Origin of the sequence: New Jersey aster yellows phytoplasma (genome assembly GCF_002554195.1) — a bacterium.
Classification (GTDB): domain Bacteria; phylum Bacillota_I; class Bacilli_A; order Acholeplasmatales; family Acholeplasmataceae; genus Phytoplasma.
Genome location: NZ_MAPF01000049.1, coordinates 1 through 12,525 on the forward strand (window position 1 = coordinate 1; position 12,525 = coordinate 12,525).

Genomic DNA, 12,525 nt, shown 5'->3' on the forward strand with positions numbered 1-12,525 from the left:
TCGAAAGATTTAATAGAATTAATTTTTCAAACCTTCAGCACCTTCGAGTTGATTGGTTTTTGGTGGTTCTATGTCTCGTTTGGTTCTTGGTGGATGATTTATTTTTGGATTGTTATCTAATTCTTCATGAAAATTTGATAATGATTTCAGTTCTTGTTTGGTTTCGTAAAGACCTTCAAAAATTCCAATAATAAAAGAAATGACTAAAACGGTGATAATTAAAATAGCTATCCGATATTTTTTAAAAAAGTTCATCATTTCATAGCCTTTCCGATAATAGGAGTAATTGATATTATCTTTTAAAGAAATTAATTACTGCTATTATAACATTTTTATTGTTTTAATTTTAAAGAAAAAGTTTTTTTACGCTGGGATAGATATTAATTCAGGTATTTTGTTTTGATTAGTTTGTTTAATTCTTTTTTGGGTTCTTGTGTAGTTAGGGTTTTGAAGTTTTAGTTCTTCTTTGATTGTGTTTATTTCTTCGTCGATGGGTTCTAGTTTTATTTCTAGTTGTTCTTGTTGTATATTTTCTTGTTTCATTCGATTATTATATTCTTCTAGTTTTTTTTGGTAGTCTTTGTGGTCGGCGTCGATTTTGGCTAGGTCGCGGTCGATGTCTTTGGTATACATTTCTAAGGCTTCTTTGGTAATCATTGGGAGTGATTCTTTGTTTTCATTCGCTACTTCGTTGTACATATGCCATAAACGGTGTCCTTCGTGAAGAATTAAAGTGGCTTTCGTCATCCCTTGTGAGAATTTACGTGTAAAAGTAATCGATTTGCCTATGATTTTCATACCATATTTTGCAGGGATTAAGTCAGTTATTTTGTCAAAGGTTTTGAATCCCCATTTGATGATATTACCAGCCGATGCTTCGTTTTCTTTTTCATAGGTTTGCATTCGAATATGCATTGCTTGGTATTTTTCTTTTAGAGATTTATATAAATCTTGTTCTAATTTGATTTCAGCAATTTTTTGATTTACTTGGTTGATGTTTGTTTGAATGTCGTCGCGACGTTGTTCGACGGATTGGATTAAATTAAAATAAGATTTTTCATCAGCGTTTAATTCATTAAATCTTTTTTTAAATTATTTTTCAAGCCTTCAGCGCCTTCGAGTTGGTTAGTTAAGGATTTTTATTTTTATTTCTAATGTTCCTATTTGGCTTTTTATTTCGGTAATTTGTTTAACTAATGCAATCTTTTTGTCATAAAGGATATCTAATTTAGTGCGTAATTTTTCTTTTTCAGTTAAATCAGTCGATTCCGTGATTTGTTTTTCTGTTAGTTTTATTTCTTTTTCTTTGTTGGCTAATGCTTCTTCTTTTTGTTTTAGTTGTTCTTTTAAGACATTAATGTTATTTTCAGTTTCTTGTTTTTGAGTTTTGATTTCGTTAATCTTTGTTTCTGTTTGGTTTATTAATTCTTTGATTTTTTCTTTTTGTTCTTGGGTTATTTTTTGTTCTTCATAGAGTTTTTTTAATTCGACCTCTACTTTGGTTAATTCTTGTTCCCAATTATCTTTTAGTCCTTGGTAATTGTTGATGACTTCATCGTACTTATCAATGGCTTTATCAATTTCTTGGGCTAATTGGCCTGCGTATTTACTAGATGGTTCTTTTGGTTTATGAAAGAAACATAAGTAAATGAAACTTAAAATACCGATAATAATTAAAAAATAAGTTAAATAGCCTTTCCATGTATGGTTGTTGTATGTTGTTTGGTTGGTGGAAAGTTTTCTTTTAAAGAAAAGGACGATGCCAAAGATGGCGGAAGCCATTAAAAACCAAGTGAAATAAGATTTAAAGGTTAGATAAGTTTTAATTAAGTCTAAAGGTGTTTTCATAATTATTTACCTCCTTTCGCTTTAATTTCTTGTTCGATAGTGTTTAAAATGGTGTCATCTTGTGAGATTATCATTTTGTAAGCTTGTTTTAAATCTTCTTGATTGATTTCGTTTCTTCGTGTTTCTCCTTGGCCTCGGTTTTTAGCGAAGGTTGCTACTGTTGTTTTTAAGAGGTTTTCTAGAGTACGATTGGCTTTTTTAAATTGGTGGTTAACTGGTAACCTTTCTAAGGATTCATTGATAATATTGTATAAATATTTTTTCGCTTCTTCACTGTAAGGGTTTTTACGTTTGTTGATTAAGAATTCTAAAAAGGCTTTTCTTTCTTCTTTATTGCCTGGTTTAACTTCGATGTTATAAGTGAATCTTGATTTGATAGCTTCATCGATTTGGGCGATATGGTTTGTAGCGCCAATGATGAAAATTGGTTTGTCTTTGTTGTTTTCGAATGATGTCATTTCGGTTTTGAATTGGTTAACGATATTTGCATCTTCAGATCCAGGTTTTAAAGTGTTTATGGCTGTAAAGATAGTTTCACACTCGTCTAAGAAGATAATAGCTCCTTTTCCTTTTTGAGCTTCTTCACGTGCTTTGATGAATAATTCTGTTACCATTCTAGGACCTATTACACAATATGTTTGTGAAAAAATAGCACTACTTACTTCAAAAAGGGGAGATTAGTTTCTTTAGCTAAAGCTCTGGCTAAGGTTGTTTTCCCAGTACCAGGAACTCCATACATTAAAATGCCTAAGGGCGAATCAACCTCACCAATATTGGTATAGTTTTCTTTATTGTTAAGGTAATCAATAAAACCTTCTACGGCTTGTTTTTCTTCTTTGAAACCGATTAATTGGTTGAAAGAAGGGAATTTTTGGTTGTTAGAAGGAGTAAATAATGATTCTTCTTGATTATTTAATTGTTTTAAATTAGTTTTTGTTTCTTCTTGTGATTCTTTATTTGTATTGGTAATTTGGTTTTGAATTATATCTTTGTTTTGTTGGAGTTTGTATTTCATTTCTTGGAGATTTTTATTTTGATTTTCTAATTTTTTATGATGGGTTATGAGATTTTTTTCAGTTTCTGTTAAAGTTTGATGATGAATCCAAACATAAGTACTTAAAAATAAGACCATAGATGTTATGATGATTATTATTAAATTAGTTGAATTTTCATTATTTGTTTTTGATAGTCATTTTAGTTCCTTTCTAACAAAAAAAAGACCAATTAATGATTGGTCTTTTGGATGTTTTATTATGATAAATTAGAGATTTTATTTTCGATTGTTTGACTTCCTCCGTCGAAGGCTTTTCCTTGGGAATCGACTAATTCGTAATCACAAATTAACTCTAATTGAGGGTTTTTATTAGTAATGATTTCTTTTTGTTCGATGCTAATTTGGATCTTAAGTGAACCAATGCCCTTATCATTTAATCTTATTTGTGGGCGTTTAGTATCATTGTAATCATTATTATCCACTTTTAAACCAACATTTAAATATTTTTCAGGATTGGTAAAAGTTTGAAGCGTGTCATATTTAGTTGATATTTTCAAATATAAAGGAACATTAATATCCATTCCGTCGGAGTTAAGAGTTGCTTCGTGTTCGATCGTAATTAAGTGATTATATTTTTGTTCGTTTAAGTTTGGAATGGGAATTGGTAAAAGGGTTTTATCTTCATTATTGCCGCCTGTTCGTTCAATAGTGAAAAAAGGAAGATTGTTCATTAATTGAATTTTTTCTTTTCTTTGTTTAGAAAAGTAATTAGTTAAAGCGAAAATGGATGTGGTAGTGAAAAAGATAGCGATAATAATTGTGATAATAGTTAATATTTTATTTTTGTTTTTTATTTTTTTATTCATATTATTTAGTTCCTCCTGGGATGAGAGATTTAATCAATTCAAGAGAATTATTAATTCCTGTTGTTAACCAGGGAATTTTATTATCGTAGTAAATAATAATGACTTGTAAAATAAAATGTAAAATGATCGTTATGTAAGCTATTTTTTTAATAAATTGCGTTTTTTTATTGGGATAATAGTTATATTTTCTTGTTTGGGGTTAGTTATTGTTTTTATTTCTTGGTTTTGGTTTGTTTCGTGAGTATTGGGTTTTGTTTTTTCTTAATGATTTTATTCATATTTAATTTCTCCTTTGTTGGTTGATATTGGTTTATTCTAATGTTAAATCTTTTACTTTATCTTTAATGGTTTTAGATAATTTGAAAGAGACAACGGTTTTCGCAGAGATTTTGAGTTTTTTGCCTGTTTGGGGATTTCTACCAGTGTAGGCTTTACGAGTTTTTAAGATGAATTTACCTATTTTAGAGGATAAAATTACTTCTTCGTTGGAAGTAATGGATTCTATTAGGGTATGTTCGAATGAATGGTAAAATTCTTCTGTTTTTGAAATTGAGGTTTTATTTACCTCAGCTATGTTTTTAATTAATTCTTTTTTAGTCATATTTTTTTCTCCTTTTTGTTTGGTTTATTATTTTTTTAGTTTTAGATTTTAATTTGCTGCGGTCTTTGAAGTAAGTACCGCGGGCGATTTCAGTAATGGCGTCGCTCATATGATTTTTTATTCTCCTTTCTGGTTTTCTTTTAAAAAGTTAAGATGTTTAATATCAATGTTCTTTTATTTTAAAATGGTAAATTATCAGTTTGAGATTTATTATCTAAAAAGATGACTTTATGTACGATCACTTTTGTATTTGTTTTCTTTTGGCCTTCGTTATTGGTATATTTTTGGATGGATAATGTTCCTTCGAGATAAATTTTCGATCCTTTATGTAAGTATTTATGAAAATTTTCAGCTTGGGTTCTAAAAACTACACAAGGAATATATTGAACTTTGTCTTTGGTTTGGTTAACAGCTAATTGAAAATCTATTTTTGTAATTTGTTCGTTATTACTGTTAATGTATTGTTTTTCGAGGTCATGTGTAATTCGACCGATTAATTGAATGTTGTTTAACATAATTTTATTTCTCTTTTCTTATTTTTTATTTTTTTAATAATTGGTAATAATGATTTCATGATTATTGTTTTTATTTGTCAAATTATGGCTAGTACTAGATTTGATACTTTGGAAGTAATAATTTTTAAATAATGCTCTAATTTCGGGAGTATCATAATTGGTGTATAACCATTTAACTCCTCTTTTATCAGCTTTTTCGAGACAGTTGAATAATTTAACTTGTTCAGTAAAACCAAAAACTCCTTTGTCAAAAGATGATATAGTGATGTTTTTGCCGTTGTAATAAGGTGGATCGATAAACAAAAAATCATCTTTCTTGGTGGCGGCAATTATTTTTTGATAATCAGTACATAACAAGACATGTTTATTTTTTTGAAAATGTTTTTGTAAGGAGAATAAATCATTTAAATTTAATAGGCTAGTTTTATATTTAGACTTATAACCAAAATTTGTATATAAGGATGTATTATCTTTGTATCTTAAAATGCCACGAAAACAATATTTACTTAAAATAAAGAAAAGCGATGCTTTGGTTGATCTATTTTTATTTTTAGTTAATAAATGATTATATTGGTTTAATAATGTTTTAAAAGCTTCTTTTTGTTGTTTTTGTTGTGATTTGGGATATTGATAAATAAAGTTTTCAAAAGCTAATGCTTTATTATAAAAATCTTGAGGATTATATAAAATACTTTTCCATATTTGGATGAGTTGTGTGTCATTATCGTTTAAAATGGCTTTTTTAGGCATTAAGGATAAATATAAAGCGCCGCTCCCTAAAAAAGGTTCGTAATAAGTTTTAAATTTTTTAGGAATTAAAGGTAAAAGATGTGGTAATAATTTCTTTTTACAACCAACCCAATTAATGAATTTTTGCATTTTTGTATTCCTTAATCCATAAATAAAATAAAAAGACAATATCCGAAATAAGGCTTATCGTTGTGTTAGCTTTGATTCCTAAATTAAAATCAAAAAATAACGTCATAAGATTTGTAATTATAAAACCGATATAGGTTAAAGTTAAGATAATTAAAATATTTTTAGGTTTTAAGTTCATTGATATTTCCTTTCTTAATATAAAAAGACCTTATTCGGGTCTTTTTATTTTTTTAATTTATTGATGGCGATGTTTTTAATATTTTCTACTTGTCTTAAGGTTAAATTTAGTATTTGGGCTATTTCGTGATTAGAATAACTAGGTTGATAATCTTCGTTGATATTTCCTAAAGGAACTCCAAAATTTAATCTTATGACATTAAACTCCTTTTTACTTAATTTGGTTTTTTAGCTTTTTTAAAAAGAGTTCATGATGAATTTGTTTTAACCATAATTGATTAGGGTTAAGGATTTGATAATGCCATGTATGTTTTTCTTCTTGAAAAGAAGGATTATTGGTTTTATGAATCTTTTGAGGAACGGAAGGTGAATGACTTTTTCTTATTGATTCTCTGATGTCTGATTTGATAGTTGGCGTCGCATAAGCGATAAAGTCATAACCTAAATCTACATAATTATCTAAAGCCTTGATCAATCCTAAAACTCCTTCTTGGTATAAATCTTGTTTTTGAAGTACGCATGGATAATATTTAAATTTAGAAACTAGTTTTTTTACTAAGGGCAAATGTAAATCGATTAATTGATTACGAATTTCTAAATTCTTTTTATTTTTTAAAAAATCTTTAAATATTTTTTCTCTTAACATTTAATTCCTTTCTAAAAATATTTTTAGAAAAGATAGGAAATTATTTTTTAGTCTTTGAAAAGAAAAAAAGACTAACTTAATAGTTAGTCTTAAAGAATTTTTAAAAAGCAAAAAGTGTCTAAAGTTTTGGAACAGTTCATATCGCCCATAACCTAGAAAAACAACATATCAATAGCAACAACGAACAAATCCCAAAAATAGATTTCAATTTAGCAATTAACAACAAGGATAAAGTGCAATACATCCCTTGTGTAGTGTTTCGTAATCAAGCTGAAAACATGAGTATGTATTTACATAAAGGTTCAAAAATATATGCAGAAGGCGCATTATTAATCCCAAAATATACCACCAACGAAGGTAAAACACGAACCACCACCAAAGTAATTATCCAAAACGTCATCTTTTTAGACAACAAATCCAAATAATATTAATACAATTAAGTCCCCAAAAGGGACTTTTTTTATAAACCAAAAGGAGAAAAAAATATGAATAAAAAAGAATTAATTAAATCAATAGCTGAGGTAAATAAAACCTCAATAACCCAAACCGAAGAGTTTTACAATTCATTTGAGAATGCTCTAATTAAAGCAATTACATCAAATGAAGAAGTAGTTTTATCCTCTAAAATTGGCAAATTCATCTTAAAAACTAGAAAAGCCCACATAACACCCGAAACTAAATTCATCATCAATAAACAAACAGGCAAAAAAACAGTCAAAAGAACTGGTAAAAATTTAAAAATACCTGCAAAAACGGTTGTTAGTTTTAAAATGTCAAAACCAATCAAAGACGAAGTCAAAAAACTTCAATTAAAATAAAAGGAGAAATAACATGAGCGACGCAATGACTGAAGCATACCGAGGAACTTACTTTAAAGACCGTTCAACTGCCAAAACTCCCAAAGGTAAATGGATAAATTTACATCATTTACATAAAACCTTTAAAAATAAAAAGAAATTATCTAAAAACAAATGAATAAAATTTATAAAAAATTATTAAGAAAGTAGGAAATAATGTGGATTTTTTCAATATTTGCAATAATTAGCAATTTTTTATTAAATTACACTAAAGGATTTACCACTGCTGAAATCATGGAAAGAAGATTGGATGGAATCCAAACAACTCTATTTACAATATTAATAGTTACTGGTTTTAAACCTATTTTCAAATTAATTACAAATATAATTGTTTTTATTAAAGAAACTATTTCTAATAAAAAACTTCAAACTTTAGAAATAAAAAACAACACACCAATCGGAAAGGAAAATCAAAATGACTGATTCAAATTTTACTATTGGTTTTGTATCGGGGGCATTATTTGTTACTGGTTTATGTTTTGTATTTAAATATCTCTTTTTCAGTTTTCTTCAACTATTCAATCCCAACGATACTTACCCAATTATAATACAAGGTTCTTTTAATGGAGGTAATTTTTTGATGGTGTTTAAAACTAATTCTTTATTTTGATGTTTTGAAGTATGGGAAGCGATGATTTGTTTTTTAAAAGAATCAATAATACAAGAAAAATATAAAAATCCTTGGGGAGTTTTGAAATAAGTTATGTCGGTAAATAGTTTTTGTAAAGGGGCTGTTGATATAAAATCTTGAATATTGTAGGCGATTTTATAATTTTTGTTAGCGCTGAAGCGCGTTAGGGAATTGTGTTTGGTTAATTTTAAACAACTCTTTTAATAATGGAAGGAAATTTGGGAGTTATTTATATATCGAAAAATAATAATGATAGATAAAAGATACAACGATAATATCAAATATAGAGTATCATTATCATTATCGATATAATATATAAAATATCACTCCTTAAAAATTTTTGGGTTTGACAAAAAAATTAAAGGGGTCAAATGGTAATAAGATGGCAATAATAAATTGTTTATTTATTTTTTATTAAAATTTGATAAACAACCAGACATAATTTTTTTAACCCGATAGCCCTGTTTATTTTGGTTAAAAATAATTTGATGTGTTTTGAATCTTCCAATTGATAATAAATAACATTTAATCCTTTTTTATAATTTGTTTTTATAGGATTGTTATATTTATCTACTTTTTTTGTCATCTAATTTATATAATTTTAAAGTGTCTAGTTTGTCTATAATTATCTTGCTTATTAATTCTTTAATGTAACTCTTAGAACTTTTAATATAACCTATAATAGGATGAAAAAAACATCAATAATAAAACCCATTAACCTGAAAAAATAAAATCAATTATTTTATCTATAAAATGAGAGATATAAAATAACCAAAATAAGAGCGCAAATAAAGAAGAAATATGTGATGACAAAATAAAAATAAGAATACAAAATAACAAAGATTTAAAAACAAAGATAATATTTTTATTAATAAATTCATATTTTTTCCTTTCGTAAAAAATGGTATAAAAAAAGAACTTCTATTTGAAGGTCTTAGTTGTATTTTATTTTGCTTAATTGCTTTAAATAAGTTTTTTGTGATAATTCTTGTTTTACTTTGTGTAGTAATTATAAATATTTTTTTAACATCTGCAATCATTTTATTAATGAAGTTATTGTTTTGGTAAATTCGCACTACATGATAATTAGTGTCATTGAAATAAACCAAAAAAGTAAGTGAATTTAGTTTGACTACAATAGAGTTGACATTGAACTTGGGACCAGTAGTTGATGGGGCTTATTTGGTTTTAAAAAACCATTCCAAGATGTTGATATGGTGTTGTTTTCATTAACATAAGGGTATTTGATTTCTAATAAAGTGTTGGTTTTAGAGTTATATCCATCAAGTGAGGCTGAAAACATTTGGACTTTATCATCCGTAAAGATGTTGTCAGAGAATTTTAGTTCAATGGCTTTTTCAAATAAAATGAGTGATAAGGGTTCGGTTTTGTTTCTGTGTTCGGTTATTTGTTGCTTTTAAAAGTAGTGCCGAATATTTTATCATGGACTACTTGTTCTGACGATTTCGAGGTGCCATTGTGATGTTCTTTGGGTTAGGATGGTTTTTTGAATTTTTTTTGATTCTCCTTTTCATGTAAATTGTTAATAAAAAAAAGAATCTAATAAATAGAGTCTTAGTTGTTATTTATTCTGCTTAATTTTTTTAATCAAAATATTTCCCTTTAAAACAATTTAATTATGTTATTTGAGGTTTTTTTATAATTTAAATAAATTATGTAAAACGTTATTAAAGGGCAAAATAATGTGTAATAATACTTTTTAACAGTATTTTATGTTTTAAAATTATGACCTTTACCAATTGAAAATATTTATTAAATAAAAAACCCTAAAAGGGCCTTGCTTTATGATTTAAAATTTATATTGTGAATTAAAATTTTTTTGTTGTATATTGGTTTTTGTAATATTGTTCGGATATTTATTGTCAATTTTTTTAGCAATCTGTTTTAATAAGAAAAAACTAATAATTTTATTTTTATGAATATCAAAATTTTAAAAGTTTATTAAGTATAAAATTATTTACAAGTTATTTTTTTTCTTAATTTAATTTCTAAATCTATTTGTTCTAAAGTTATTTCATATAAATTTTTTTTAAGAGAAGATTTTTTGTCTTTTAAAAAAGATATTTGAAATTTTAAAAAAACTTGAATTTCTTTCTGAAGTGTTAGGATTTTTCTTATTTCTAATTTCTAAATGAAATGATAATGTTTCTTCTAATCTAGCAATTTCTTTTAATATGGCATTTCTTTTTCTTGATAAATCATCTATTTGAGATCTTAAAAGCTCAATTTTTGTTTCTGAAGAATCAAATAATTTTTCCGAAGAATCTGTTTTTTTAATTTCTGAATAAACTTGACCAGCATAAACCAAATTAGATTTTTGAGAATAATTTATAAATATGAAAAGTAAAAATATCATAAATAAAAAAAATGAAGTATAGTGGACTTTTTTTAAATTTAAATTCATTTTTTGAATAAACTTTCTAATATAAATTTGCTATTTTTTGATTTTTATTTTTTTAATTTAAAAATTCTTATATTTGTTAATTTTTTAAATAATAATCTTATTATTTAAATTTATTATTTTTATTGCTTGTTGATTGTTAAAAAAATTAAATAATTCCTAAAAAAGAAAATAAATCAACACCTATTATTTATCATCAGTCTCAGTTCAGAGTTAGTTCTTTTATTATTTTCAGATTCTTGAACTTTATCGTTGTTCTGTTTATCTTGAAAAAGAGATAAAGTTTTTCTTTTTGGGTTGAAGTGAAGGATTAAATAGTTACTACCTGGGACTTTGTGAATTTGTTTTTCTAAGCTTACATACAAATATAATTGACTATCATCTGCTCTATTGGCTATGGTCATATCATAAGTATCGCCATCTTCATGCCGCCTATCAAAAGGATGACGGTTTTTGACGAATGGGCGAGGTCGGTGGGTTTTTTTTGGATTTAGGAGGCGATCTTTTATGGTCATCAATTCAAAAGGTCCGATATTGGTTTTTTATCTGACTTTTGTTGATAATAACCGATTCCATTAAAGGTGTATTTGGCTTAAATCATGGTGCATTTTTTTATTAACTTCATACCATTCTTCAATGTTTTCGAATTTGGTTTTATTTAAAATAGGAATTTCTTCGCGGCGGCGATAATTTTTGTAGTCAAAGGTTTGAATAGGCTACTATAGATTTTTATTTGGGGAATTTATAGTTTTTTGAATTTCATCATATCTAATTCTTTTTTGTCTTCTAAAACTTATTTAGTTGCTTCATGGGCTTTTTGTTCGTCTTTGGTTTATTATTTGAGTTTATTGATTTCATGACGGAGTTCGGCGTTTTCTAAAGCTTTAATAATTCCTTCAAAAAGGGGGGTAGGTGATAACTTCTGATAATAAATAAGAAAATAAAGGATTAAAAATTATTTTAATTTAATAGTATTTTTTTCTTAGAAATATCTAATTTTTATTATAACATATTTTTGCATTTATAAAACATAAAAAAAAATATACCTTTATCTTTCTTTTTTTAATAACAAAAATTGGATTAAACAGAATAAATGTTATATTTTATTTTTAAGGATTAATATAATTGATTAAAACAAATTAGAAAATGACCGTCTAGCAATTGATGAAATCATGACTAAATTAAAAAAATTAGCCATCGAATTAAACATTGTTATTATCATTTTATCTCAATTTTCAAGAGATACATACAGCAATTATCAAGGTAAATCAACAGAAATAACAGCTTTAAAAGGAAGTGGCGGAATTGAAACTAACTCAGATATCGTCTTAATGATGTCTGAATTCAAACCCAAACTATCCAAAGACAAAGAAAAGCCCATAAATATATATAATTCAACCTTAGAAGAACTATATTCAGACTATAATGACGATTAAAATCAAAAAATAATCGAAGTATGTATCAAAAAAAATAGAAGTGGTACCAAAAAAACCTTAATTTATCACTTTGAAATGACCACTCAAACCTTCCAAGAAATCGGTTATGTTTTACCTTATAAAATAGAAACTTATTATTAATCAAAAAAACTAGGAGTTAAAATAAATGAATTTTCAAGAAAAAATAAAAAATATTCAAATCAACTTCCCTATGTCAGTTTTATTAAAAAAATTAAATATAATACCACCAAAATTCAATCCCAAATATCGTTTTCCTTGTCCCATTCATCAAGGGATTTTTGTAGGCGATTACTGAGTTTTTTCAAAATATTGTTTCTTTTAAAAAAAATCTTTTTCTTATTATTTATATAATAGCATTAATAATTTCAATAATTTAAAGTTTTTTAAGTTTTTGTAATTTATAAATAATTTTATTTATTTTTTTCCAACAACAAAAGCCGTCCAATAATTAGACGGCAAAATTAATTAAAAAATATTTAATTTAAACTAATTTAATCAAATTAAATTAAGGAGAAAATTGAAAACTTTGAATATAATTATTTTCAAGATATCTATACCAATATTGACATTCAACTTTATTTAATATTTTAATATCTTTTTTTCATAATCTTTTTAAGTTTTAATTTAAGTTT

15 protein-coding genes and 6 pseudogenes are annotated in these 12,525 nt (G+C 26.1%); 7 read left to right on the forward strand and 14 right to left on the reverse strand.

The annotated features are described in order from the left end of the window. Nucleotides 1-18: 18 nt before the first annotated feature. The 10 genes and pseudogenes from BBA70_RS01910 to BBA70_RS01950 form a co-directional block, all read right to left on the reverse strand. A complete protein-coding gene (locus BBA70_RS01910) occupies nucleotides 19-255 on the reverse strand; it encodes a hypothetical protein (protein WP_252861554.1) in 237 nt (78 codons plus the stop codon). A gap of 108 nt (nucleotides 256-363) precedes the next feature. Further along, on the reverse strand, nucleotides 364-903 hold the full coding sequence (locus tag BBA70_RS03795; protein WP_308495564.1) for a hypothetical protein: 540 nt from the start codon (nucleotides 901-903) through the stop codon (nucleotides 364-366). Between the two features lie 222 nt (nucleotides 904-1,125). Continuing rightward, nucleotides 1,126-1,848 (reverse strand): hypothetical protein, encoded by a 723-nt coding sequence (locus BBA70_RS03800; RefSeq protein ID WP_011412654.1) that lies wholly within the window; start codon nucleotides 1,846-1,848, stop codon nucleotides 1,126-1,128. A gap of 2 nt (nucleotides 1,849-1,850) precedes the next feature. Then, nucleotides 1,851-2,980, reverse strand: a pseudogene (locus tag BBA70_RS01920) (AAA family ATPase). A gap of 119 nt (nucleotides 2,981-3,099) precedes the next feature. Further along, complete coding sequence (locus tag BBA70_RS01925) at nucleotides 3,100-3,708, reverse strand: hypothetical protein (RefSeq protein ID WP_011412657.1); 609 nt, start codon at nucleotides 3,706-3,708, stop codon at nucleotides 3,100-3,102. A 310-nt stretch (nucleotides 3,709-4,018) separates the two neighbouring features. Further along, nucleotides 4,019-4,309 carry an HU family DNA-binding protein gene (locus BBA70_RS01930; RefSeq protein WP_011412658.1) on the reverse strand — a complete coding sequence of 97 codons (291 nt, stop codon included), beginning with the start codon at nucleotides 4,307-4,309 and terminating at the stop codon, nucleotides 4,019-4,021. Nucleotides 4,310-4,488: 179 nt separating this feature from the next. Then, nucleotides 4,489-4,824 carry a single-stranded DNA-binding protein gene (locus tag BBA70_RS01935; protein WP_011412659.1) on the reverse strand — a complete coding sequence of 112 codons (336 nt, stop codon included), beginning with the start codon at nucleotides 4,822-4,824 and terminating at the stop codon, nucleotides 4,489-4,491. Between the two features lie 33 nt (nucleotides 4,825-4,857). Continuing rightward, nucleotides 4,858-5,703 (reverse strand): DNA adenine methylase, encoded by an 846-nt coding sequence (locus BBA70_RS01940; protein WP_187321644.1) that lies wholly within the window; start codon nucleotides 5,701-5,703, stop codon nucleotides 4,858-4,860. Further along, nucleotides 5,687-5,881, reverse strand: coding sequence for a hypothetical protein (locus tag BBA70_RS01945; protein ID WP_252861555.1), 195 nt, complete (start codon nucleotides 5,879-5,881; stop codon nucleotides 5,687-5,689). Before BBA70_RS01945 ends, BBA70_RS01940 begins: the two co-directional genes overlap by 17 nt. 44 nt (nucleotides 5,882-5,925) lie before the next feature. Beyond that, a pseudogene (locus BBA70_RS01950) lies at nucleotides 5,926-6,526 on the reverse strand (sigma-70 family RNA polymerase sigma factor). Nucleotides 6,527-6,666: 140 nt separating this feature from the next. On the opposite strand from BBA70_RS01950, the gene BBA70_RS01955 reads away from it, so the two are divergent. The 5 genes and pseudogenes from BBA70_RS01955 (at nucleotide 6,667) to BBA70_RS01975 (ending at nucleotide 7,993) form a co-directional block, all read left to right on the forward strand. Further along, a complete protein-coding gene (locus tag BBA70_RS01955; RefSeq protein WP_041639852.1) occupies nucleotides 6,667-6,951 on the forward strand; it encodes a single-stranded DNA-binding protein in 285 nt (94 codons plus the stop codon). 60 nt (nucleotides 6,952-7,011) lie between these two features. Continuing rightward, entirely contained in the window at nucleotides 7,012-7,344 is a 333-nt protein-coding gene (locus tag BBA70_RS01960; RefSeq protein WP_011412474.1) for an HU family DNA-binding protein, read from the forward strand. Between the two features lie 13 nt (nucleotides 7,345-7,357). Beyond that, entirely contained in the window at nucleotides 7,358-7,501 is a 144-nt protein-coding gene (locus tag BBA70_RS01965) for a hypothetical protein (RefSeq protein ID WP_187321645.1), read from the forward strand. Nucleotides 7,502-7,539: 38 nt separating this feature from the next. Beyond that, nucleotides 7,540-7,770: pseudogene (locus BBA70_RS01970) on the forward strand (hypothetical protein); the annotation flags it as partial. A 28-nt stretch (nucleotides 7,771-7,798) separates the two neighbouring features. After that, nucleotides 7,799-7,993, forward strand: coding sequence for a hypothetical protein (locus tag BBA70_RS01975; protein ID WP_252861556.1), 195 nt, complete (start codon nucleotides 7,799-7,801; stop codon nucleotides 7,991-7,993). On the opposite strand, the pseudogene BBA70_RS01980 reads toward BBA70_RS01975, so the two are convergent. The 4 genes and pseudogenes from BBA70_RS01980 to BBA70_RS01995 form a co-directional block, all read right to left on the reverse strand. Continuing rightward, nucleotides 7,927-8,139: pseudogene (locus BBA70_RS01980) on the reverse strand (DDE-type integrase/transposase/recombinase); the annotation flags it as partial. The gene BBA70_RS01975 and the pseudogene BBA70_RS01980 overlap by 67 nt on opposite strands. 279 nt (nucleotides 8,140-8,418) lie before the next feature. Next, nucleotides 8,419-8,673, reverse strand: a pseudogene (locus BBA70_RS03965) (phase variable surface lipoprotein); the annotation flags it as partial. A gap of 1,391 nt (nucleotides 8,674-10,064) precedes the next feature. Continuing rightward, a complete protein-coding gene (locus BBA70_RS01990) occupies nucleotides 10,065-10,343 on the reverse strand; it encodes a hypothetical protein (protein WP_252861557.1) in 279 nt (92 codons plus the stop codon). Between the two features lie 269 nt (nucleotides 10,344-10,612). Further along, complete coding sequence (locus BBA70_RS01995) at nucleotides 10,613-10,951, reverse strand: hypothetical protein (protein WP_049749268.1); 339 nt, start codon at nucleotides 10,949-10,951, stop codon at nucleotides 10,613-10,615. 618 nt (nucleotides 10,952-11,569) lie between these two features. On the opposite strand from BBA70_RS01995, the pseudogene BBA70_RS02000 reads away from it, so the two are divergent. After that, nucleotides 11,570-12,013, forward strand: a pseudogene (locus BBA70_RS02000) (DnaB-like helicase C-terminal domain-containing protein); the annotation flags it as partial. 25 nt (nucleotides 12,014-12,038) lie between these two features. After that, complete coding sequence (locus BBA70_RS02005) at nucleotides 12,039-12,188, forward strand: hypothetical protein (protein ID WP_160122698.1); 150 nt, start codon at nucleotides 12,039-12,041, stop codon at nucleotides 12,186-12,188. Nucleotides 12,189-12,525: the final 337 nt, after the last annotated feature.

Excerpts from the sequence above, each read along its gene's own strand:
- BBA70_RS01935 (WP_011412659.1), bottom strand. The coding sequence starts at position 4,824 with ATGTTAAACAACATTCAATTAATCGGTCGAATTACACATGACCTCGAA.
- BBA70_RS01910 (WP_252861554.1), bottom strand. The coding sequence starts at position 255 with ATGAACTTTTTTAAAAAATATCGGATAGCTATTTTAATTATCACCGTT.
- BBA70_RS01975 (WP_252861556.1), top strand. The coding sequence starts at position 7,799 with ATGACTGATTCAAATTTTACTATTGGTTTTGTATCGGGGGCATTATTT.
- BBA70_RS01965 (WP_187321645.1), top strand. The coding sequence starts at position 7,358 with ATGAGCGACGCAATGACTGAAGCATACCGAGGAACTTACTTTAAAGAC.
- BBA70_RS01945 (WP_252861555.1), bottom strand. The coding sequence starts at position 5,881 with ATGAACTTAAAACCTAAAAATATTTTAATTATCTTAACTTTAACCTAT.
- BBA70_RS03795 (WP_308495564.1), bottom strand. The coding sequence starts at position 903 with ATGCAAACCTATGAAAAAGAAAACGAAGCATCGGCTGGTAATATCATC.
- BBA70_RS03800 (WP_011412654.1), bottom strand. The coding sequence starts at position 1,848 with ATGAAAACACCTTTAGACTTAATTAAAACTTATCTAACCTTTAAATCT.
- BBA70_RS01960 (WP_011412474.1), top strand. The coding sequence starts at position 7,012 with ATGAATAAAAAAGAATTAATTAAATCAATAGCTGAGGTAAATAAAACC.
- BBA70_RS01930 (WP_011412658.1), bottom strand. The coding sequence starts at position 4,309 with ATGACTAAAAAAGAATTAATTAAAAACATAGCTGAGGTAAATAAAACC.
- BBA70_RS01940 (WP_187321644.1), bottom strand. The coding sequence starts at position 5,703 with ATGCAAAAATTCATTAATTGGGTTGGTTGTAAAAAGAAATTATTACCA.
- BBA70_RS01925 (WP_011412657.1), bottom strand. The coding sequence starts at position 3,708 with ATGAATAAAAAAATAAAAAACAAAAATAAAATATTAACTATTATCACA.
- BBA70_RS01995 (WP_049749268.1), bottom strand. The coding sequence starts at position 10,951 with ATGACCATAAAAGATCGCCTCCTAAATCCAAAAAAAACCCACCGACCT.
- BBA70_RS02005 (WP_160122698.1), top strand. The coding sequence starts at position 12,039 with ATGAATTTTCAAGAAAAAATAAAAAATATTCAAATCAACTTCCCTATG.